21 protein-coding genes are annotated in these 19,463 nt (G+C 41.6%); 9 read left to right on the forward strand and 12 right to left on the reverse strand.

Annotated elements, in window-relative coordinates; all coding sequences use genetic code 11:
• Positions 1-275 precede the first annotated feature (275 nt).
• From LC653_RS10685 to LC653_RS10695, 4 genes are all read left to right on the forward strand, one after another.
• Positions 276-773, forward strand: coding sequence for a GNAT family N-acetyltransferase (locus LC653_RS10685; protein WP_229494455.1), 498 nt, complete (start codon positions 276-278; stop codon positions 771-773).
• Positions 774-894: 121 nt separating this feature from the next.
• Positions 895-1,029 (forward strand): hypothetical protein, encoded by a 135-nt coding sequence (locus tag LC653_RS46170; protein ID WP_267923007.1) that lies wholly within the window; start codon positions 895-897, stop codon positions 1,027-1,029.
• A 385-nt stretch (positions 1,030-1,414) separates the two neighbouring features.
• On the forward strand, positions 1,415-1,804 hold the full coding sequence (locus LC653_RS10690) for a DUF120 domain-containing protein (protein ID WP_229494456.1): 390 nt from the start codon (positions 1,415-1,417) through the stop codon (positions 1,802-1,804).
• Positions 1,788-2,627 carry a class I SAM-dependent methyltransferase gene (locus LC653_RS10695; RefSeq protein ID WP_229494457.1) on the forward strand — a complete coding sequence of 280 codons (840 nt, stop codon included), beginning with the start codon at positions 1,788-1,790 and terminating at the stop codon, positions 2,625-2,627. The genes LC653_RS10690 and LC653_RS10695 overlap by 17 nt, the downstream gene beginning before the upstream one ends.
• Here LC653_RS10695 and LC653_RS10700 read toward each other — a convergent pair.
• The 3 genes from LC653_RS10700 to LC653_RS10710 form a co-directional block, all read right to left on the reverse strand.
• Positions 2,605-3,330: a gamma-glutamylcyclotransferase gene (locus tag LC653_RS10700; protein WP_229494458.1), complete on the reverse strand. Its 726-nt coding sequence runs from the start codon at positions 3,328-3,330 to the stop codon at positions 2,605-2,607. The two genes, LC653_RS10695 and LC653_RS10700, sit on opposite strands and share 23 nt — an antisense overlap.
• A 19-nt stretch (positions 3,331-3,349) precedes the next feature.
• Positions 3,350-4,099: an SDR family NAD(P)-dependent oxidoreductase gene (locus LC653_RS10705; RefSeq protein ID WP_229494459.1), complete on the reverse strand. Its 750-nt coding sequence runs from the start codon at positions 4,097-4,099 to the stop codon at positions 3,350-3,352.
• Between the two features lie 156 nt (positions 4,100-4,255).
• Complete coding sequence (locus LC653_RS10710) at positions 4,256-5,725, reverse strand: MFS transporter (protein WP_229494460.1); 1,470 nt, start codon at positions 5,723-5,725, stop codon at positions 4,256-4,258.
• 958 nt (positions 5,726-6,683) lie between these two features.
• Here LC653_RS10710 and LC653_RS10715 point away from each other — a divergent pair.
• Positions 6,684-7,631 carry a glycosyltransferase family 2 protein gene (locus tag LC653_RS10715; protein WP_229494461.1) on the forward strand — a complete coding sequence of 316 codons (948 nt, stop codon included), beginning with the start codon at positions 6,684-6,686 and terminating at the stop codon, positions 7,629-7,631.
• A gap of 191 nt (positions 7,632-7,822) precedes the next feature.
• Here LC653_RS10715 and LC653_RS10720 read toward each other — a convergent pair whose 3' ends face one another.
• Both LC653_RS10720 and LC653_RS10725 read right to left on the reverse strand, forming a co-directional pair.
• Positions 7,823-8,560 (reverse strand): ParB N-terminal domain-containing protein, encoded by a 738-nt coding sequence (locus LC653_RS10720; protein ID WP_229494462.1) that lies wholly within the window; start codon positions 8,558-8,560, stop codon positions 7,823-7,825.
• Positions 8,560-9,942 (reverse strand): AAA family ATPase, encoded by a 1,383-nt coding sequence (locus LC653_RS10725; protein ID WP_229494463.1) that lies wholly within the window; start codon positions 9,940-9,942, stop codon positions 8,560-8,562. Before LC653_RS10725 ends, LC653_RS10720 begins: the two co-directional genes overlap by 1 nt.
• A gap of 259 nt (positions 9,943-10,201) precedes the next feature.
• On the opposite strand from LC653_RS10725, the gene LC653_RS10730 reads away from it, so the two are divergent.
• Positions 10,202-10,573 (forward strand): zinc ribbon domain-containing protein, encoded by a 372-nt coding sequence (locus tag LC653_RS10730; RefSeq protein WP_229494464.1) that lies wholly within the window; start codon positions 10,202-10,204, stop codon positions 10,571-10,573.
• A 584-nt stretch (positions 10,574-11,157) separates the two neighbouring features.
• Here the strand turns inward: LC653_RS10730 and LC653_RS10735 are convergent.
• The 5 genes from LC653_RS10735 to purD form a co-directional block, all read right to left on the reverse strand.
• The gene (locus tag LC653_RS10735) at positions 11,158-11,607 is read right to left on the reverse strand and encodes a type II toxin-antitoxin system RelE family toxin (RefSeq protein WP_229494465.1); all 450 of its coding nucleotides are present in this window, start codon (positions 11,605-11,607) and stop codon (positions 11,158-11,160) included.
• Positions 11,597-11,842, reverse strand: coding sequence for a type II toxin-antitoxin system RelN family antitoxin (locus tag LC653_RS10740; protein ID WP_190727335.1), 246 nt, complete (start codon positions 11,840-11,842; stop codon positions 11,597-11,599). Before LC653_RS10740 ends, LC653_RS10735 begins: the two co-directional genes overlap by 11 nt.
• Positions 11,843-12,035: 193 nt before the next feature.
• Positions 12,036-13,982, reverse strand: coding sequence for a two-component system sensor histidine kinase NblS (nblS, locus tag LC653_RS10745; protein ID WP_229494466.1), 1,947 nt, complete (start codon positions 13,980-13,982; stop codon positions 12,036-12,038).
• Positions 13,983-14,125: 143 nt separating this feature from the next.
• Positions 14,126-14,401 carry an element excision factor XisH family protein gene (locus LC653_RS10750; protein WP_229494467.1) on the reverse strand — a complete coding sequence of 92 codons (276 nt, stop codon included), beginning with the start codon at positions 14,399-14,401 and terminating at the stop codon, positions 14,126-14,128.
• Positions 14,402-14,475: 74 nt separating this feature from the next.
• Positions 14,476-15,777, reverse strand: coding sequence for a phosphoribosylamine--glycine ligase (gene purD, locus LC653_RS10755; protein ID WP_229494468.1), 1,302 nt, complete (start codon positions 15,775-15,777; stop codon positions 14,476-14,478).
• 718 nt (positions 15,778-16,495) lie between these two features.
• On the opposite strand from purD, the gene LC653_RS10760 reads away from it, so the two are divergent.
• Complete coding sequence (locus LC653_RS10760; protein ID WP_229494469.1) at positions 16,496-17,443, forward strand: NAD-dependent epimerase/dehydratase family protein; 948 nt, start codon at positions 16,496-16,498, stop codon at positions 17,441-17,443.
• A 434-nt stretch (positions 17,444-17,877) separates the two neighbouring features.
• On the opposite strand, the gene LC653_RS10765 is transcribed toward LC653_RS10760, so the two are convergent.
• Positions 17,878-18,240, reverse strand: coding sequence for a hypothetical protein (locus tag LC653_RS10765; protein ID WP_229494470.1), 363 nt, complete (start codon positions 18,238-18,240; stop codon positions 17,878-17,880).
• 476 nt (positions 18,241-18,716) lie between these two features.
• On the opposite strand from LC653_RS10765, the gene LC653_RS10770 reads away from it, so the two are divergent.
• Together LC653_RS10770 and LC653_RS46175 are read left to right on the forward strand one after the other, a co-directional pair.
• Positions 18,717-18,974, forward strand: a complete 258-nt coding sequence (locus tag LC653_RS10770; protein ID WP_229494471.1) for a hypothetical protein — start codon at positions 18,717-18,719, stop codon at positions 18,972-18,974.
• A gap of 152 nt (positions 18,975-19,126) precedes the next feature.
• Positions 19,127-19,258: a hypothetical protein gene (locus LC653_RS46175; RefSeq protein ID WP_267923009.1), complete on the forward strand. Its 132-nt coding sequence runs from the start codon at positions 19,127-19,129 to the stop codon at positions 19,256-19,258.
• A 16-nt stretch (positions 19,259-19,274) separates the two neighbouring features.
• Here LC653_RS46175 and LC653_RS10775 read toward each other — a convergent pair whose 3' ends face one another.
• On the reverse strand, positions 19,275-19,460 hold the full coding sequence (locus LC653_RS10775) for a type II toxin-antitoxin system VapC family toxin (RefSeq protein ID WP_229494472.1): 186 nt from the start codon (positions 19,458-19,460) through the stop codon (positions 19,275-19,277).
• Between the last annotated feature and the right edge of the window lie 3 nt (positions 19,461-19,463).

Raw genomic sequence — 19,463 nt, forward strand, 5'->3', positions numbered from 1 at the left:
TTACTGCTGCGAGTCACAATGTTTAAGAAATCAGACAGCAGATTGTCCAACGAGTTGTGACTCAATTGCAAACTGCTAAGATCAGTAAAGCAGTTAATAATTTGGCTAGTTGATGTGTTGCGATGTCTACGATGGTCACGTAGCTCTGCCGTACCACTTTGTGGATCTTGCTACGCGCAGCGTCTCCAAGAGTTGTGCGGGCTACGCCTACGTAACTAAAATTTCTCACACATACCATCAAACAGGCATGTAATCTGAATACCAGCCCTGAACCTATGAGCGCTAACGAAATATCTCTTCGGCCTGCCCAACAAACAGATGCGTGGGTGCTGAGTGCAATTCATATTGCTGCCATCAAAGCTCTGCCTGCAACTTTCTACACCCGAAAAGAACTTTTAGCTTGGCGTAATAACCGCGATAAACCTGATGGTTCTAATATCTTGAAGAGTATGAAAGTGGAAACTTTCTGGGTTGCGATCGAGGGAGATGTTGTTATAGGTTTTGCTAGTTTTATTGCTGATGAACTCATCGGGCTGTATGTCCATCCTAAATATCAAGGTAAAGGGATCGGGCGTGCTTTAGTCCAACATTTTTGCGATGAAGCAAGTAATCAAGGTATAAATAAGGTAATTACAACTGCTAGCCTCTATGCCGAAGGCTTTTATTTACGATTGGGATTTACTGCCATCCAAAGAGCACCTCATTATTTAAGAAATGGAGTAGTTGTCCCAGTTACTAAAATGAGTAAAATATTAGCTATTGCACCGAAATAAATTTGAGATGATATAAGATTTTCAATAACTTTAAAAATGCTGGTATCAAGATTATTTTTCTTCAAATTGCAACAGCTTTTTGCACATAATATATCATGTAACTAAGTACTTGCCAGCATAAATGAATAAAACCATCCGTTCATCAACTCTCACCCGTACACGTTTGATAGAAGCCGCCTCGCAAGTATTTGCTACTTTAGGTATGCGGGATCAGTGCCACTCCCCTCTCAGTTATCAATACGGCTGTAAGCCATGATTTTTGAAGGTAGGTTATTTCTGCGTGACCAAATAATTACTAATTCGTAATGACGCTCGTTCCGACGCTCGATGACGACGCTCGTTCCTCGCTAACGCTGCGCTATCGCTTTGCGCGTCGCTAACGTAATTCGTAATTAAAGGTACAGAGCAACTAACTAACATTTTATGGAGACAAATAAATTTATTCCTTATTTCAGAGCAAGCGACTTCAGTCGTGGGGTAATAATTACGAATTACGAATTATAAATTACGAATTATTTTGACTCCCTACCAAAACTACTCAAGAGGCAACAGCTTTGGCGATCGCTACTGAATACAATTTATGTTCAATCGATATTAATAGTAATTAAAATTCACCAACCTATTTACAAAAATGAATATATATGAAAATATTGAAAGGTAAAGTTGTCAGTGGTTTAGGAAACTTTTCTTACTGGATTGAGAAACTCCAGGAATATTACTTGAGAAAAACGGGAATGAAATTCTTTCCTGGAACTTTAAATATTCAGCTAGAACAACCTTACGATCTCCCAAAAAATGTAATTCGTCTGGAAAAGGAAGAATATGGAGGGACTGTTTCTGTTAGCATTGTTCCCTGTCAGATATTTGGCAGAGATGCTTTTATCTTAAGAACTGACAAAAATAACACTGAGAGTGGAGATCATCCAAAAACAATTATTGAGATAGCTTGCGACGTTAAACTTCGGGAGCTATATAACCTTAAAGATAATGATTTGATTGAAGTTGAGATTCACGATGTCAGATTTATCTGAATTAAACAATCTGCTTGCAGATGAAGCGTTAATCCATTACGCGAGTGGTCGGGAGCAAGAGCGGTTATCAAAAGGTGCAGGTTTACTGGAATTGACCCGAAGCCAAGAACTTATTAGCCGCTACCTACCACCTCCACCCGCAGTGATTTTCGATGTTGGCGGTGGCGCTGGCGTCTATTCTTTTTGGCTTGCTCAACAGGGCTATGAAGTCCATCTCATTGATGCGGTTCCTTTGCACATAGAGCAAGCCCGACATTTATCTCAAGCTCAACCAGAATATCCTTTAGCTAGTTTGGCTGTTGGAGACGCTCGGCAACTGAATCGGGCGGATAATAGCGTTGATGCTGTTCTGTTACTTGGGCCTTTGTATCATCTGACCGAGGGCACAGATCGGATTATTGCTTTGCGTGAAGCTCATCGCATCTTAAAAACTGGAGGTTTTGCTTTCGCGGTGGGAGTTTCTCGCTTTGCTTCAACCTTAGATGGATTATTTCGGGGACATTTAGATGATCCAGAGTTTGTAGAGATTGTTAAACAGGATTTGATTGATGGTCAACACCGCAACCCAAACAACCATCCTAAATACTTTACAAAAACCTTTTTTCATCATCCAGAAGAACTCAGAGCAGAGGTTGAAGAAGCGGGTTTAAATTATGAAAAAACTTTAGCGATTGAAGGGCCAGGCTGGTTACTACAAAACTTTCAGGAACACTGGAATGAGCTAGGTCGGCGCGAGAGCCTTTTAGAAGCGATTCGATGGTTAGAAACCGAACCCTCTATATTGGGGATGAGCGCTCACATCATGGCTGTTGCGCGTAAATAGGCGATAAAGTAAAGCGATCGCCACTAACTAAAAGCGCTTGTTGTTTTGCCAACACTTGTTTGCGTAACAAGAGTAATTGTCTATCTTTAATGCCTTCTGCCATCAATCCTTCAACAGTTTTCATCAGATAATCAGCGCAAGACCCCAATTTTCCAGATGCGGTGGCAATACTATTTACAGTGGTTGTTAATGGTATCTGATGAACGTACCTGGGATGTTGGCGATTGGCAACAAAGCCGATCGCTTGGAATTCCTGTGTACCATCAAACACCTTTACCCAACGAGCAACATAGACACCACCTAACATCTCCCGTCGCCAAATCAGCAGTAATTCGGATGGTACATCAGCAGCAGCAACCCGATAAACAACACCACGACAACTACCCCCCCGATCAAGTCCTAAGAGTAATCCGGGATTTTCTGGAGTACCACGAGCGAGGATCATCCATGTACAGAAACGCCGATGCCAACCATAAATGATCCCAGCACGGCGCTCGACGTATGTGATTAGGGGATTCCAAATCAGCGAACCGTAGGCAAATATCCAGATATCAGAATTTGGCGGTTGCTGTTGTAGTGTTTCATCTAGCGATCGCTGTAACTCATCTTCGCTCAGAGTTGTTAGCTTTATTCCAGAGTGTGATGCTTCTAAGAGTCTCGTCTGTTCATTTCCAGCTTCGAGGTCGCTACGACTCAGTGACATAATTTAGATTATTTCCTGTTTAGTGTTCTTGTCCTGTTGGTCGGATGAGGATTTCGTTGACATTAACACGCGGTGGTTGGGTAACGGCGTAAACGATCGCAGCAGCAACGTCTTCGCTTTGCAGAGGTGTAATTGCCTTGCGTCGTTCTTCGATCCGTTGTTTGGCAACGGGATCAGTAATTTGGCTGTCAATTTCCGTATCCACCAAACCTGGTTCGATGATAGTGACGCGGATGTTGTCCTTGTGGACTTCTTGGCGCAATGCTTCCGAGAGGGCATTGACACCCCATTTGGTAGCATTATAAACACCGACGCCAGCCCGCGCTGTCCGGCCAGCCACTGAGGAAATATTGACTATATGCCCCGATTTTTGCGCCTTCAAAAGAGGCAAAACAGCATGAGTAGCATATAGCAGTCCTAGTACGTTGAGGTCAAACGATCGCCGCCAGTCAGAACTATTCCCTGCTTCAATGGTTCCTAGTAAGGCAATCCCTGCATTATTCACAAGGATATCAACCCTTCCCAATTCTGCATTTGCCTTTGCCACCAAGTTATTTACCTGGGTTTCATCAGTCACATCAGTGACAATGGGCAATGCTTTGCCACCACTAGCTTCGATACGTTGTGTCAATGCCTGAATGCGATCGCCACGCCTAGCAGCAAGCACTACTGTTGCTCCAACTGAAGCCAAAGCGATCGCAGTTGCTTCTCCAATTCCTGCTGAAGCACCAGTGACAATTGCTACTTTTCCTTCTAATTTACCTGTCATTTATCTAACTCCTTGAATAATTGATAATTGGGTATTGAGCATCCCTTCGGCTTCTCTACGAGACGCACTCGCGTTCGCTCAGGGTAAGTGGGCATGGGGCACTTGTACTGAGCGACTCGTGCCGAGCGGAGCCGAGGTAAGCCGAAGTATTGGGCATTAATTATTCCTCCTCTGCTCCCCCTGCTCCCCCTGCCCCCTGCCCCCCTGCCTCTTACTGATTCTCAAAACGGATGCAACTGCTGCCCCACACAGTATTAGGGCTGCAAAGCGAAAAGTTCCTTGGAACCCCGCAACGATCGCTTCACGAGGGGCAACAGAGACATCTGCACCCGCAGACATGCTAGCGATTAACGCTCCAAATACTGCCCCGATTAGAGAAACTCCTACTGTATTCCCTGAGGTGCGTGACAAAGACAGCAGTCCAGAAGCAATTCCTAGCCGCTCCCTTGGTACTGATCCCATAACAGTGCTGTTGTTGGGCGATTGGAATAAACCCAGTCCAATGCCGTAAATAAAATAGCGCGACACATAGCCTAGCTCAGTAATTTGAGTATCAAAGGTGCTAATGCCCAGACAGCCGCCAATCATCAACCCCAGCCCAATAGAACTGATCAGTCGAGCGCCAAAGCGGTCTGAAAGTGTTCCAGCTAGTGGGGCAATTAACCCACTAAGCAGAGGCGACACGGCTAGTAGCAGCCCCACTTTTACCGTCGGATAGTGCTTGACCCCCTCTAGAAAGAAAGGGACGATGAGTAGCGAACCGCCAATAACAATGAATGCTAGCCAGCCACTTAGCAAACCCATACTCAACTGAAGATTGCGAAACAGGTGTAGCTCTAGTAGCGGCTGCTCTACGATCGCTTCAACCACCAAAAAAGTTGTAAAACTGATGATAGTGATCGCTAATAATATCAATGCATTGGTACTGCTAAAGCCCTGGCTTTGCCCTAACGTCATACCCAGCCCAAAACTACCCAAAGTCAATAAAGCCAATATCGCTCCAAAAAAATCAAATTTCTGTTTGTCCTGAATGTGTACAGAAGGCGGCACCACGCGAGTTATTAAGAAACTAGCTATGATCCCCAGTGGTACATTGATGAAGAATATACTATGCCAGCCTGACAAACCCAGGAGCAGTCCGCCAGCAGAAGGGCCAAAAGCAATTCCCAGTGACACTACGCTACCGATAACGCCAACAGCCCGACCTCGTTCGGAGGACGGAAAAACTTCTGTGATGATTGCCAAACCAAGCCCAGAAATGAACACAGCACCTAATCCTTGAAGTGCCCGAAAGCCGATCAACCAGCCAATACCAGGTGCAAAACCACACAACAGCGAACTGAAAGTGAACAGAACAAGTCCTCCCTGATATAAGGACTTCTTGCCCCACATATCCCCCAGGCGCGTTGCCCCCAAAACTAAACCGGAACTGACCAACTGGTAACTCAATACAGCCCATTGGGTCGTAGGGAAACTGGTATCAAAGGCTTGTACCAATGTGGGCAAAGCAACATTGATGATGCCCACATCTAGGGTAGACATGAACACCCCAAGTCCGATACCGAGCAAGACCCAATTTTTTTGAGAGCCTGACAAAGGCAGAGGTTGTGCTTGCAATTGTGCCAACGTTTAGCCTCCGGCTTTGACTTTACGGTTGTGAATAGTTTGCATACGTAGATTCATTGTAGGGTGCTATCCTCACTACCTGTTCACAGCGATCGCAGCAGGTGCTTCGTTGAGTTATATCTTGCACCTGCCTATCCCGCCTGAGAATTTATTCTCAGGCTAATAGTGCAAGTCCACTAAGCGTGGACTACAACCCTTACTCAGTCTTCAATAGATAGACTTTAGCTATAAGCCTCAGAATGAATTCTGAGGCGGTCGTCAGGACTGATGCAAGTTCTGAGTTGATCAGAAATGTTCTAGATGAATTTAAAAATTCAGAGGCATCGATTTCTCAATCGGTAAGACTGGCTTTTCTACTTGTCATATATTTGGTAGAGTACCTAGATACTCTTAACTCCAGACTCCTTCCACTATAATATTCAACGAAATACGGTAACTCGATAGAGTTATTGTACTTAGCTAGTTAGCAAATTATCATAGACAACTCCAAGAAGCAAGCTCTAGAGGTTTTCGTACAAGCAAAGGTAATGTTAGCATCATGCAAACTATACTAATCCTAAATCGTTCGTGAAAATCTCTCTTTATTCTCTCTGCGTTCTCTGCGCCTCTGCGGTTGGTTATAAAAAATTAATTTTCATAAATCAAATAAGATTGCTATAACCAAAATAGCCTTCTGCTTGCCCTCAGTTAAAACCATTGAGTATAATTATTGCAAAAATTAATAAATTGTTCAACAAAACAATCATTAAAATTAAAATAGATATCAGCTAAATATAGCTTTATTGGCGGTGGATTAAATAATTCGTAATTCGGAATTCGGAATTCGTAAATTTTGTTTTGTAATGGGGATTTAACCCCAACACAAAACTTGCTTTTTTATTGAACCGGGGGACTTAAACCCACGGAACTAGTTAAATTAGCAATTAATATAAATAAATTTTCTATAATAGTATATAATATGCCTAAAATTACTGTTTGCATTCCTACTTTTAATCGTGTTCATCTCCTTCCTTATGCTATTGACAGTGTACTCAATCAGTCTGAGCAAGACTTTGAGCTAATTGTTTGTGATGACGGTTCTAGCGATCGCACACCTGAGTTGATGTCACAGTATACAGACCACCGGATTAAATATATCCGTCATCTGCAAAATATTGGTAAAAGTAATAATATGCGCTCTGGCTTTGATGCAGCCAGTGGTGAATATTTTATTAAATTTGATGATGATGATCGGCTAACACCCGATTTTCTCGCAAGTACGGCAGCTATTCTTACTCAAGACTCTAGCATTGATTTTGTTGGTACAGACCATTGGATAATTGATATTAACAATGTGCGGGATGAGGCGAAAACTCAAGAAAATTCTCATCGCTGGGGTAGAAAGAATTTACCAGCAGGGGTTGTAGATAATTTATTGGAAGTTGTATTTATTCAACAAAGCTTTCAAGTTGGGGCGACATTATTTCGCCGTAAAACATTGCAAGAATTAGGATATATGCAGCCAAATCTGCAAAATTGTGAAGATAATGATTTATTTGTGCGTCTAGCTGTGGCTGGAAAAAAGGGGTATTATTTACCAGAATTATTGATGGAATATCGCTACCATGCAGAGCAGCAAGGTATCAATCGGGCTATTCCTTATTTATATGATAAAATCCGATATTTAGAAAATTATAAGTTTGAGTCTGAAAAAATAGAGGCAATCAGGAAAAATCGTCTAACTGAAACGCAATTATTATTAGGTTTGCGTTTAATTGAAAAGGGGGAAACGCAGAAAGGCAGAGAGTTAGTTTTAGCGGGGCAGTCTTTTTCGACTGCTAAAGCTTGGACTGGTTTAGGATTATCGTTGTTACCAGTTGGGTTGCGAGGTAAGGCGTTTAATGCACTGCGACAGGTGCGAGGTTAGTAAATAGTTCTTGAAATGTTTCACGTAGAAGTGCAGAGAAAATTATGCAGGGTTTTTACACTGTGAAGAACTTATCGTAATACGGTTCAGTTAGCCCTAAAAACTTTAAGCTACGTAGGTTGGGTTGAGGAACGAAACCCAACATTAAACCTTAATCGTTGGGTTTCACTTCGTTCAACCCAACCTACTAGCTAACTTCTTGACCACTCATCAATAATAGTCAAAATTGTTTTATCACCCAACTTTATTGTTTTATCACTCAAGCTTTTAACAGACTTTACTACATCGCGGTAATCTTCAAACTCTTGCTTCGGTTTCTTACGTCGAGCATCAAATATGCCCTTTGCAATTTTTTCCGCACCAGGAATTCTAGCGCGTTGTAACTTTATAGATAACTCATCTTTATCCAAAGAGTTCAATAAACTGAGTGGATTAATCTGTTCACTCTTTTGGGGAATAAGGTTTTCAAGTTGCTTTAACTGACTATCTATTCTCTGTCTTTCTTGTAAAATTTCTGACTTGAATTCATTGAATTGCTTCTCAAGACGTAATTCTAGATTTGCCAGACGTGGTTCTAACTTTGTTGTTTCAAGCTCTGGTGTTACTGATTTTCCAGAAGAATCGATTCCTTTGAGAGATGCAATTTGCTTTAATGCTACATCCTCATTTTCAGAAGATATAATTAAAGCACTAACCATGTCACCTTCACTAGGTTTTTTTTCTCTAGCTCTTACAGCAGAATAGTACTCGAAATGCCCATCAACTACCTCATATTGTTCAAAGCCAGTCTTTTTTAGTATTAATGGTTTTAAAATGCCTCCAGATTCTAGTATCAGATCAGCAAGAATTTCTAAATCAGCCTCTTGAAAGTTTGAACGAGGAACATTAGAACTAACACTTTCAACATCTACCATAAAAAACTTAATCATTATTGCATCCCCATTTTACTTAAAACTTCTATAGCTAGAAATTCAAACTCAGCGGCGGCTTGATTTGCAGAAGGTTCATTCAGAGCAAAATCAAGAATAGATTTCGGATCAGGTATTTCCATATTTCCCACTAATATAGTTTTATTAATGCAAGCAGATAAAGCTGTTCTTTCTGAGATAATACTATCCATGAGTGGCATATTATAACGATCAATAATTACACTTTTATGTTTTGCAAATGTGTATTTTAGATACTGAGCATTAGTAGAAATTTTGGATGGAAGAACACCCATAATATTAATAGGCGGCTTTCCTAAACCTTCTTTATTTTCATTAATTTCTTGTTGAATAAAATTTTTAACACTAGGTAATCCTTGATTGGAAAATGGCTTTAAGTCTGAAGGAATTATTAGGTAATCAGCAGCAGTTAAGGCAGCTTGTGCATACACATCGAGTGATGGAGGTGTGTCGATAATTACAATATCATATTCATTTTTTACTTTTTCTAATTTTTTAGCTAGTCTAGATCGGCTTGGCGCAGATTGGACAAGATTTTGCTGCAATGCAATCAAGGTGATATGTGAAGGGATAACATCAATTTCTGGATTGTTAAAAAACTTAGATTTGCAAACAATATCTGGAATAAACTTAATGTCGTTTTTTTCTAATAAATGATAAACATTGCAGTCTTTTAAATCATCATCTTCCTCAAATTGGAATTTAATCAATCCTGTAGCAAAAGTTGTATTTGCTTGAGCATCTATATCAATCAGAAGAATTTTTTTTCCTTTCTTACTCAACGCAGCCGCTAAATTGATAGCAACTGTAGTTTTTCCTACGCCACCCTTATGATGGTAGATTGCAATTGTGTTCATTGAATGTTGCCTCTTAGTTTCCAAAATTAAATTATTTTCAGTTATTTGAACTTTTGGTTTATTTCTCAACTCTTCTTCTTTCAGACTATCTCTACCAATTAAACTTTTAATTTTATCTAACTTGATCTCAACTTCCTTCCCAGAACATTGAAATAATAGCTGAATATCATATTGCAATTTTTGATAAATTCTAATCTCTTTGCCATTAGTCAGCAATCCATACCTAACATTCAAGCTGCTTAAATAATGCCTGAGTCGGGGGACATGATGATTTAAGTTTTGTTTGGGATGCTTTGCCTCCATGACGACACTCAACGGCGAATTGGCATCTAAGACAAAGGGAATTACTTGTGCGGCAAATGCTAAAAAATCTAAGCGGATGCTACCAACGGCAACCTCTTGATGCCAGGTGTCAGGAGTATAACCTAGCTGCGGTAGCAAATATTGCACTATGAGTTTGCTTTCAACTTCGCTTTCGTTACGGCACAGCTCAGGATTAAAAGGCAATATTTTTCTACCTCTAAATAATTATTGAACTTGTGATAAAACCTGATATTTGATAGATTATGGCATAGCCTTAATTATGTTGAGTGATATAAATCACTTACAAAGATATGAATAATTATCATAAAATTAGTACTTTTGCTGGTAAGGTAACCACTTTTGAGAGCTAGCCATATTCAAAAGTACCAGTCTACGTATGTATTTCCCCATTACCTTTGTAAATGGATAGAATCAAAGTGTTTACCTATTTGCGCTAAAGGTTTTGGCTACTGTATCTTGTCCCCACTGCCATCAACTCGTTGATAGTCAAGCTATTAGTTGTCCCTATTGCCGGACGACACTCAAAGCTTACGGTCATCCCGGTATTCCATTGCACCGCGCCACTGGGGACGGGTATCTGTGCGACACCTGCACCTATCACGCTGATGATACTTGCAATTTTCCTCAGCGTCCCTACGCCAAAGACTGTACCCTCTACCAAAATATTGAAGAGACAAAGTTAGAGTTGGAACAGCAGCGTTACACTAACAGTTTTGCAATAAATGTAAAAAGTTGGGTAAAACGCAATCAGGCTTTGCTGTTACTTTTGGGTTTATTATTGGTCTGTTTGTTGTTCGTTATATTAAGGTCTTGATTTGGGTTTTCTGGGGAGTGGGGAATATAACGCTTCTGTGTTGAGTCTAAGAGGATGAATGAACAAGTCCTCTTCACGGTAGCGAAATGTTCTAGATCCCCCTAAATCCCCCTTTTTAAGGGGGACTTTGATTCCGGTTCCCCCCTTTTTAAGGGGGGTTAGGGGGGATCAATAAGTGCAAAGATACAGCAAATCACTTTTCAAACAACCTCTAATACAGACCTAAATAGTTACGATTTTATATTTAAATTGTCTCCCCAGCTAAATTGGAATGGGAGCATCTCAAATGTGTAAAAACATATTTTGTCATTGCCAGCGTAATGAAATGAAGCTATGCCGAAGGCTTTACGCTCCATTCGCAATGACTACCTGCTAACTTGGTAAATTTGCTTGCATTGGGATGCTCCCAATTGGAATTGATGATGTATCAAAAAAATCAATTTACATGACCTCATGTAAATTGATTTTTTATTGCTTGTGAGAAATCCGGGTTTATGCAATACGGTTCGGATAAGACTTGATCCCCCCAACCCCCTTAAAAAGGGGGCTAATAATGGCTCTATTTCCCCCAATTTATCGGGGGACTAAGGGGGATCTTTAAGGACTATGCACCTTAACCGAACCGTATTGCGGGTATATGCATCTGAATTATCGGCTATTTGAATTTCTTGCTCGTATTGTGCGTAGTTTACCGCCGTAGGCATCGCTTCTTCAATTGTTTCATTACTAACATCTGAAATATCGGATTTGGAATAAATTGTAGTGAGTATAATTCCTTGATCAGTTTTCAGATAATAAATGACTCGATAGCCTCCACTTTTTCCTTTTTGAATGTTGCTATTTTTGAGACGAACCTTGAAAATCTGATATTTAACTCCAGCAATTCTATCACCGAGGATTTCACCTGCTTGAAGTTGGTCAATTAAGGGTTGCAAATCAGTACGAATTGAACGATAGCGTTTGGCAAGTTCTCGAAGATTCCTTTTGAAACGAGGTGTAAGAGCGATCTGGATTGGCGATGGTTCACTCTGCATCGATGCCTGACCACATTTCTGAGAGGGGAAGAGTTTGTCCAGTTAAAGCTTCGTGTAAACCTTGGCGAATACCTTCTATAACAACTTCTGTAGGTGTTTCATCAGGATCGGTTTCGTCATCTTCGGAAAGTAAGACGATAACACGAACACGCTGTGGTTTGATGAATCCCAGTGATTTATCGAGCGTAAGTTGTCCACTCTCATTAATTGTCGCTGTGGTTTCAATTGCTTTCATAGATAATGATAGTGTTGTTAAATATCGAGTCAATTCAACCTACTTAATAGTCTAGTGCAGCTATCCCCCTTCATCCGGCAATCCCCTCAAACGCTTCATCCAAAATCCCCACTATAGGGAATGGTCAAAAATAACAAACCATGCCCAATCGCTAATCTTCAGGCTGTGATGATTTTGGATGCTTCTGCAATCTTCAAACTGTGGTGATTTTGGATGCTTCCGCAATAGGTTCAACTTGTATGGGTGGCGCTTTTTCTTCAAAGGCGGCTAAGTCGAACCAAAAAGTGGTGCCTATACCAACTTCACTCACTAGATCGACTTTACTACGATGTCTATCGATGATATTTCTGACAATCGATAAACCTAAACCCGTGCCTTCTAGAGTGTGAACTCGATTTTCTACGCGGAAGAAGCGTTCAAAAATTGAATGTTGATCTTCTGTGGCAATGCCAATTCCAGTATCAGAAATTTCAATCCGCACTGGAGAAGATTGGGTTTGACTGGGTTTAAAATCTAGTTGGTAGGCGCGAATTGCCACTTTACCACCGGCTTTGGTGAATTTGAGGGCATTACCAATCAGGTTGCCAAACACTTGTACTAACAGATCATAATTACCCATTACTAGCGGCAAATTAGGAGCAACTTCCTGAAGGAGTTCAACACCTTTATCTTTAGCATTGAGTTGGTAAGTACGCAGTGTTTGCTCGATCGCTTGGGCTAAATCTACGCTATCGAAGTTGTAGTTGCGACCAGATTCGAGTTTTGACAAATCTAAAACATCGTTAACTAGGCGGGTTAGGCGATCGGTTTCATAATTGACTGTTTGCAGAAACTCTTGCCGTTGTTGTAAAGCTAAGTCTTCGCCGGAGTCGTGCAGGGTTTCAATATAGCTTTTGATGTTGGTTAGAGGCGTTCGCAGTTCGTGAGAAACGTTGCTGATAAATTGGCTTTTTGCATCGTTTAATTCCACCTCACGGGTGATATCTTGGACGGTAATCGCAATGCCTTTGATGCTTTCCCTTTGTACATTGAGTACTGTAGTCAAGAGAATGCGGATCGTTCGCGGGATGGGTTGGTTAATAAAAATTCGGAATTCGGCGCTTTCGCATTCGCCTGCTGCCATTTCGTACAAAGGGCGAGTGATTTCCATTTGTACCGATGGGGGTAAGTGATGTAACAGATTTTGACCTACCACATCAGCAGTTTCCCAGCCAAAAATTCGCTCTGCTGTGGGGTTAACTAAAATCACCTGCATGTTGTTATCAATCAACACAGCACCATCTGCGATCGTCGAAACTAGGGTTTGTAGCTTGGCTTTTTCTGCGGTGAGTTCCTCAATATTCTGTTCTTCATAGCGCTCTAATCGCTCTCCCATTTCATTAAAGCTTAAAATTAACTCCCCTAGTTCGCCCCCTAAAGGTAAATCAATGCGCTGCTTGAAATTCCCGGTAGCAATTTGCTTTACCCCCACCAGCAGTTCTTTAATGGGCTTAGTGATGGTCAAGGCGTTAATCACTCCTGCCAAAATCACCATTACCCAAATGGTGATAAAAACGGCAATGGTGACATCGCGGGTAAAATTAGTGGAGATGACAGCAGTCTGATTGGGGTTGATACCGATCGCTAATACACCTAAGTATTTTTTATTGACGATCAGGGGAATAAATACATCGGTGACTGTTCCATCTGGGGTTGTATGTTGCCGCACCATCGGCTTTTCCCCATCACCAGGGTAATCTTCTGGCAATTGTATCCGCCGTTTAATGGTGAGGGAGTTTTCTACCTCCGCTTCCCAAAAAGGAATGCCAAAAAAGATTTCCCCGGTTTCATCGGCGTAAAGCATATAACGCACACTAGAGGTGCTCCTGTAGAAGCGTTGAGAAAATTGGGCAACCTCAGTGAGATTATTGTCAGCAATTAGGGGAGCAACGTTGGCAGCAAGCAGCAGCCCCAAGTCACGACCGAAGCGGGTGTCATTCATCCGCGCATCCTGCTGAATTGTATTCACAGCCCAAAAGGTCAGACCACTCATCACCAATGAAACTACCATTGTAGCCACAGCCAACAGTTTGGTCTGGAGTGTGAACTCTGACCACCAAGTAGCGATCGCATGTCGAATTGTTTTTAACAGACTTAGCATTTTAAATAAAGTTTTTAATAGTCTTTGTTATAAAGCCTAACAACTAAAAAATTAACAGTTAATTTGACAAACATGTTAGGGAATGGGGAATGGGGGAGTAAACTTGAACTTAGCACTAAGATATTCAAACCAATGCGCCACCGCTACGATGCGACTGTCTCCTCTAGAAGATAACGGTAGATGTCATACTGACCGAGAGCCTCTTTCAAATCTTGTATCTTTGATGCGCCAACAAAGCTTTTTACTTCAACAACAAGTTTTTCTCCATCTCGTTCAGCCCCAATGGGGCGTTCAGCACCGATATCAGCGTATAACGTTGTTCTTCGATACTGAATTACGTAGGGATCGTCTGTAATCGCCCAACCGTCCTTTATAAGTGCGTTTTTTACCGCGTTATGGATAATGTCTAACTTGGGCATAGCTTAAGTATAAGTCAGCCTCGCTGCTTCATGGAAATCAGTGCCAGCCTTAAAGCCGACATCAGACTGGATGCTTATGGGGTTTCCCCATGCTTCACGCTGACGACCACTCTATGCCCAATATCTCTCCGGTAATATATTCCCTCAAACTGAATATATTTGATACTAGAGTAAGCTTGGGCGAGCGCTTGCTCAAAATTTTCTCCGATTCCAGTCACATTTAATACTCGACCCCCATCTGTCACGACTTCTTGTTGCTGGTTCAACTTTGTACCTGCATGAAATACAGTTGCTCCTGTTGCCTCTGTCTCGCTAATGCCAGTAATGATCTGGCCTTTCTTATATTCTCCTGGATAACCACTTGAAGCTGCAACGACAGTGGCAGATGCTCCCTCTTTCCAAGCAATGGGTGGCAATTCGCTTAATCGCTGTTGTACACAAGCTAGAATCAATTCTTCTAGAGGTGTTTCTAATAGTGGCAAAATCACCTGGGTTTCTGGATCGCCAAAACGACAGTTAAATTCCAAAACCTTCAAGTCGCCATCGGGTGCAATCATTAACCCAGCATACAGCACACCTCGGTAATCAATGCCTTTAGCTCGTAAGGTTGCGATCGCTCTTTCTAATACTTCTGTTTGAATGCGTGCCATCAATTCTGGCGTAGCGATGGGTGCTGGGCTATATGCTCCCATCCCACCAGTATTTTCTCCCGTATCGCCGTCACCAATCCGCTTATGGTCTTGAGCTGGCAGCAAGGGTCTAATTGTTAACCCATCTGTTAACGCTAAAACTGACACCTCTTGCCCAATTAAACACTCTTCAATGACGACAAATTCACCAGCACTGCCAAATTGTCCTTGAAAAATCGCATCAACGGCACTTTCTGCCTGTGCAACTGTTTCAGCTACCGTTACGCCCTTACCAGCCGCCAAGCCATCAGCTTTGACGACAATTGGCGCTCCCGTAGCTTTTATATATGATTTTGCTGCTGCTGCTTCCGTAAATACCGCAGCCCGTGCCGTCGGAATTCCCGCTTCTTGCATCAGGGCTTTTGCCCAAGCTTTGCTCGCCTCAATTTGCGCTCCCGCTCTGACTGGGCCAAATACCATCAGTCCTTTGTCTTGGAGGTAATCTGTGATTCCCTTAGACAGGGGGACTTCTGGCCCAACTATCACCAGAGTTATGCCATTTGAGAGAGCATATCGGCTCATACCCTCAAAATCATCTACTGCTAGGGGCAAGTTATGGCAACGTTCCATACTTGCTGTACCTCCATTCCCTGGTACACAGACAACTTGCTCAATTTGCTTAGATTGCAACAGTTTCCATGCCAGAGCGTGTTCGCGCCCTCCATTACCTACAACTAAAACTTTCACTGCGTTCCTCGTGCGTTCCTTGCGAAACGAGAATGCCTTAGCACTCTCGCGGATCAATTTTTTCACCAATTCTCACACTTGTGCAAGCCCCCTTATGACTAAAAAGGCAGCAGGGTGGTTTCATACGAAAAAAGAAAAATACATAAGTCTTGATTTCTCGTTTTGTGACATAGCTTTTTACCCCACTTCCATTCCTCTCCCCGAAGCGGAGAGAGGCTTTGAAACCCAGTTTTAGTTTTTCTCTGCTTGTATGAAACCACCCTGCTTATGACTAAAAAGGCAGGGGGAGCAGGGGGAGCAGGAGGGGAATTTTAGAAGTTGCCAAATTATCCCGCTTTTTCTGCAACGCCGAAAAAATATAGCTATTGAATTTTTACTGTATTTATTTAGGACTTACGCAAAAGTACACGCGCTCAGGGGCAATTCATGAATTGCCCCTACGTGAAATAAGGGTTTCGGCTATTGTTTGCGTAAGTCCTGTTATTTTTAAAATCCAACTTAGTGAATTAGTATAATTCTAAATTTTATTAATTGCAATAAGTAAATAAATATACTGAGGTTATTTCCATAAAAGGATAATATTTAAGTATTTATGATGAGTTTTTTAAGCATTTTAATAATTGAGTAAAAAAAATCATCTTCAGGTAATGACGATTATTGGTTACAAGTATTAACCTGTGAATATGGAGATTAATCAAAATATCAAAAAATAGGCAACATGGCTAAAATTATTGTTACTGGAGCTGCTGGTTTTATTGGTTCTCATCTTGCAGAAACATTGCTGCAACAAGGAGAAGAAGTAATCGGGATTGATGAATTCAATGATTACTACGATCCGATGTTAAAGTTTAAAAATGTTGCCCACTTACATCAATCACCTGGCTTTACATTAATTGAAGGAGATATGCAGTTTTTAGATTGGCAGAAACTCCTAGAAGATGTTGATGTAGTTTACCATCAAGCGGCACAAGCAGGGGTTAGAGCAAGTTGGGGTAAAGCTTTTCGAGGTTATACAGAACGAAATATTAATGCTACACAAGTTTTGCTAGAAGCAGCTAAAGATGCTAAACACCTAAAAAGATTAGTGTTTGCCTCATCATCAAGTGTATATGGTGATGCAGAAACATTACCCACCCACGAGGGAATTTGTCCTCAACCAGTTTCTCCTTACGGCATTACGAAGCTAGCATCGGAGTTTTTGTGTGAACTATATCACAAAAACTTTGGCGTACCTTGTGTGACATTGCGTTATTTTACAGTCTATGGCCCCAAACAGCGCCCAGATATGGCATTTAATAAGTTCTTTAAATCGATTTTACAGGATGAAGCAATTCCTATTTACGGCGATGGCCAGCAAACGCGGGAGTTTACGTTTGTTAGTGATATCATCGCCGCCAATTTAGCCGCAGCCACCGCTCCCGTTGCAGTGGGAGAAATCTTTAATATCGGTGGCGGTAGCAGGGTAGTTTTAGCAGAAGTCTTGGATACGATTGAAGAAATTGTCGGGAAATCAATCAAAAGAAACCACATAGAAAAGGCGATGGGAGACGCCCGCCACACTGCTGCTGATGTATCTAAAGCAAAGAAAATTCTCGGATATCAGCCGCAAGTCTCCTTGAGAGAAGGTTTGACACAAGAATGGGAGTGGGTGAAATCTTTGTATTAGACATCTCCAGAAATTTAAGTAATTCGTAATTCGTAATTCGTAATGGGCAACTCTTAGAGACGCACTCGCGTTCGCCCCGCAACGCTTTCGTAAATTTTGTTTTGTAATGGGATTTAATACCAATTCTCCAAAATGAGGTAACAGATGTAGATCAGGAAAGTCCTGCGGCATCTAAGTTTATTAATTGCGAATTGCGAATTGCGAATTGCGAATTGGTATAACCCCAACACAAAACAAAATTTTTATTGAACTGGGGGACTTAAACCCACGGACAGGAGTTAAATATGCGTTATCTAGAACCCTTGTAGAGACGTAGCATTGCTACGTCAAAACAATTCTTTTTCACTCCTATGTCTATTCTGTATCCTTCTAATTTTCCTCATCCCCTCATCTTTACTTTGGTTATGCAAAGCGTATTGATAGGAGTTTTGCTCTTAGCTGGTAGTTAAAACAACACCTTGGCGCACAGTACGCTTGCGATCGCTTTTACGAGTACCCCCAGCCATTTGATACTCATAGCTATTTTTACCAAACTTATGAGCAACACCAAGCAAAATTTTTTCAGAATAGTCTGCTAAATTTCGTTCATTTTCGGTGATTTGTGTTAATAAAACATCAATAGTAGAGAGTGTGGTATTGTAGGCTTCCAGAGATTGACGGAGGCTTTCAATTTGGTTGGTATAATCTTTAACCGTTAAATTATCTCCGACATCTAGAGTAGGACTGATAGATTTAATACTTGCCAAGCGCATCTCAGCCTTACTAAGAATACGTGAATCGCGTTTGTGCCTTGCCATAATTAATACTCATTTCTCTGAAAAATAACTTATTCTATAGTGGACAATTTTTGAAAAGGTTGTCCTGCGTAAAATTGTTGATTTTTGTTAAAAAGACTAAAATTTGAGTAATTTCAACAATTTTCATCCCCCCTCTCTTAATACTGCGTAGGTTTTGAAGATTCATAGGTTGGGTTGTAGCAAGATCCCCGTAGGGGTACGCAGTGAAACCCAACAAAGCCCCGAAACTGTTGGGTTTCGTTCCTCAACCCAACCTACATTGGAGTTATTTTTTAAGCAAAACCTACGCAGTATTGCCCCCTCTCTTTCTCTCATAACCGCAGTGGCTCCACAAAGAACCACTGCGGTTATGAAAAATTTGGATTTCTTAGAAATCTGTAGAGTAAACCCGCCCAAACTTTTTCCTCACTCACGACTTAGCACTGAGTAAGGTTAAGGCAGAAGTTGTTACAGACTGCGCGAAACACCGAAACGTCTTGGCGGAAGTTCTTACTCTTAAGGCGGAAGTTGCTACAGACTGCGCGAAACACCGAAACGTCTTGGCGGAAGTTGCTACAGACTGCGCGAAACACCGAAACGTCTTGGCGGAAGTTGCTACAGACTGCGCGAAACACCGAAACGTCTTGGCAGAAGTTCTTACTCTTAAGGCGGAAGTTGCTACAGAGTGCGCGAAACACGGAAACGTCAACCCTGGAGCAATATTTTTTGATGTATTAGGGACTTCCAACAAATAAATTATCCAATCTTGCAGGGATTGACCAAGATTTTCCACAAACCGATCGCTTGCTCATACTCTTGCTGATTGCGAATCGTAAGCAAGGGTGCGATCGCGCTCCTATATGATTACAAGCCAAGCAAAATCATGCTTTTACAGGTTACTCTTAAAATGGATATCATACGAATTAATGTACAGAAAGTAGGCTACCACACAAGCGATCGCACTTTGTTTGAGCTAATGAATGTTGGGTTTCCTTACGTCAACCCAACCTACGGGGATGAGCGATCGCACTGCGATTAACCGCAGGTTATCCTACTTACCAATAACGAGTTACCGCATAATTGTCTAGCACTGCATCCGCGCTAATAATCAGAATCTTTTCTGTGAGTGCTTGGGCAACCAAAAGCCGATCGAAGGGATCTTTATGATGGAATGGCAGAGTCACGATTGCGGCTGCATGAGCAACTTTAATCGGTAATATTTCAAATTCGTTAACATGCATTTG

Origin of the sequence: Nostoc mirabile CHAB5784, assembly GCF_020829645.1 — a bacterium.
GTDB lineage: Bacteria > Cyanobacteriota > Cyanobacteriia > Cyanobacteriales > Nostocaceae > Nostoc > Nostoc mirabile.

Coding starts and splice junctions, on each gene's coding strand:
- LC653_RS10685 (WP_229494455.1), top strand. CDS start 276: ATGAGCGCTAACGAAATATCTCTTCGGCCTGCCCAACAAACAGATGCG.
- LC653_RS46170 (WP_267923007.1), top strand. CDS start 895: ATGAATAAAACCATCCGTTCATCAACTCTCACCCGTACACGTTTGATA.
- LC653_RS10690 (WP_229494456.1), top strand. CDS start 1,415: ATGAAAATATTGAAAGGTAAAGTTGTCAGTGGTTTAGGAAACTTTTCT.
- LC653_RS10695 (WP_229494457.1), top strand. CDS start 1,788: ATGTCAGATTTATCTGAATTAAACAATCTGCTTGCAGATGAAGCGTTA.
- LC653_RS10700 (WP_229494458.1), bottom strand. CDS start 3,330: ATGTCACTGAGTCGTAGCGACCTCGAAGCTGGAAATGAACAGACGAGA.
- LC653_RS10705 (WP_229494459.1), bottom strand. CDS start 4,099: ATGACAGGTAAATTAGAAGGAAAAGTAGCAATTGTCACTGGTGCTTCA.
- LC653_RS10715 (WP_229494461.1), top strand. CDS start 6,684: ATGCCTAAAATTACTGTTTGCATTCCTACTTTTAATCGTGTTCATCTC.
- LC653_RS10720 (WP_229494462.1), bottom strand. CDS start 8,560: ATGATTAAGTTTTTTATGGTAGATGTTGAAAGTGTTAGTTCTAATGTT.
- LC653_RS10735 (WP_229494465.1), bottom strand. CDS start 11,607: ATGCAGAGTGAACCATCGCCAATCCAGATCGCTCTTACACCTCGTTTC.
- LC653_RS10740 (WP_190727335.1), bottom strand. CDS start 11,842: ATGAAAGCAATTGAAACCACAGCGACAATTAATGAGAGTGGACAACTT.
- nblS (WP_229494466.1), bottom strand. CDS start 13,982: ATGCTAAGTCTGTTAAAAACAATTCGACATGCGATCGCTACTTGGTGG.
- LC653_RS10750 (WP_229494467.1), bottom strand. CDS start 14,401: ATGCCCAAGTTAGACATTATCCATAACGCGGTAAAAAACGCACTTATA.
- LC653_RS10760 (WP_229494469.1), top strand. CDS start 16,496: ATGGCTAAAATTATTGTTACTGGAGCTGCTGGTTTTATTGGTTCTCAT.
- LC653_RS10765 (WP_229494470.1), bottom strand. CDS start 18,240: ATGGCAAGGCACAAACGCGATTCACGTATTCTTAGTAAGGCTGAGATG.
- LC653_RS46175 (WP_267923009.1), top strand. CDS start 19,127: ATGGATATCATACGAATTAATGTACAGAAAGTAGGCTACCACACAAGC.
- LC653_RS10775 (WP_229494472.1), bottom strand. CDS start 19,460: ATGCATGTTAACGAATTTGAAATATTACCGATTAAAGTTGCTCATGCA.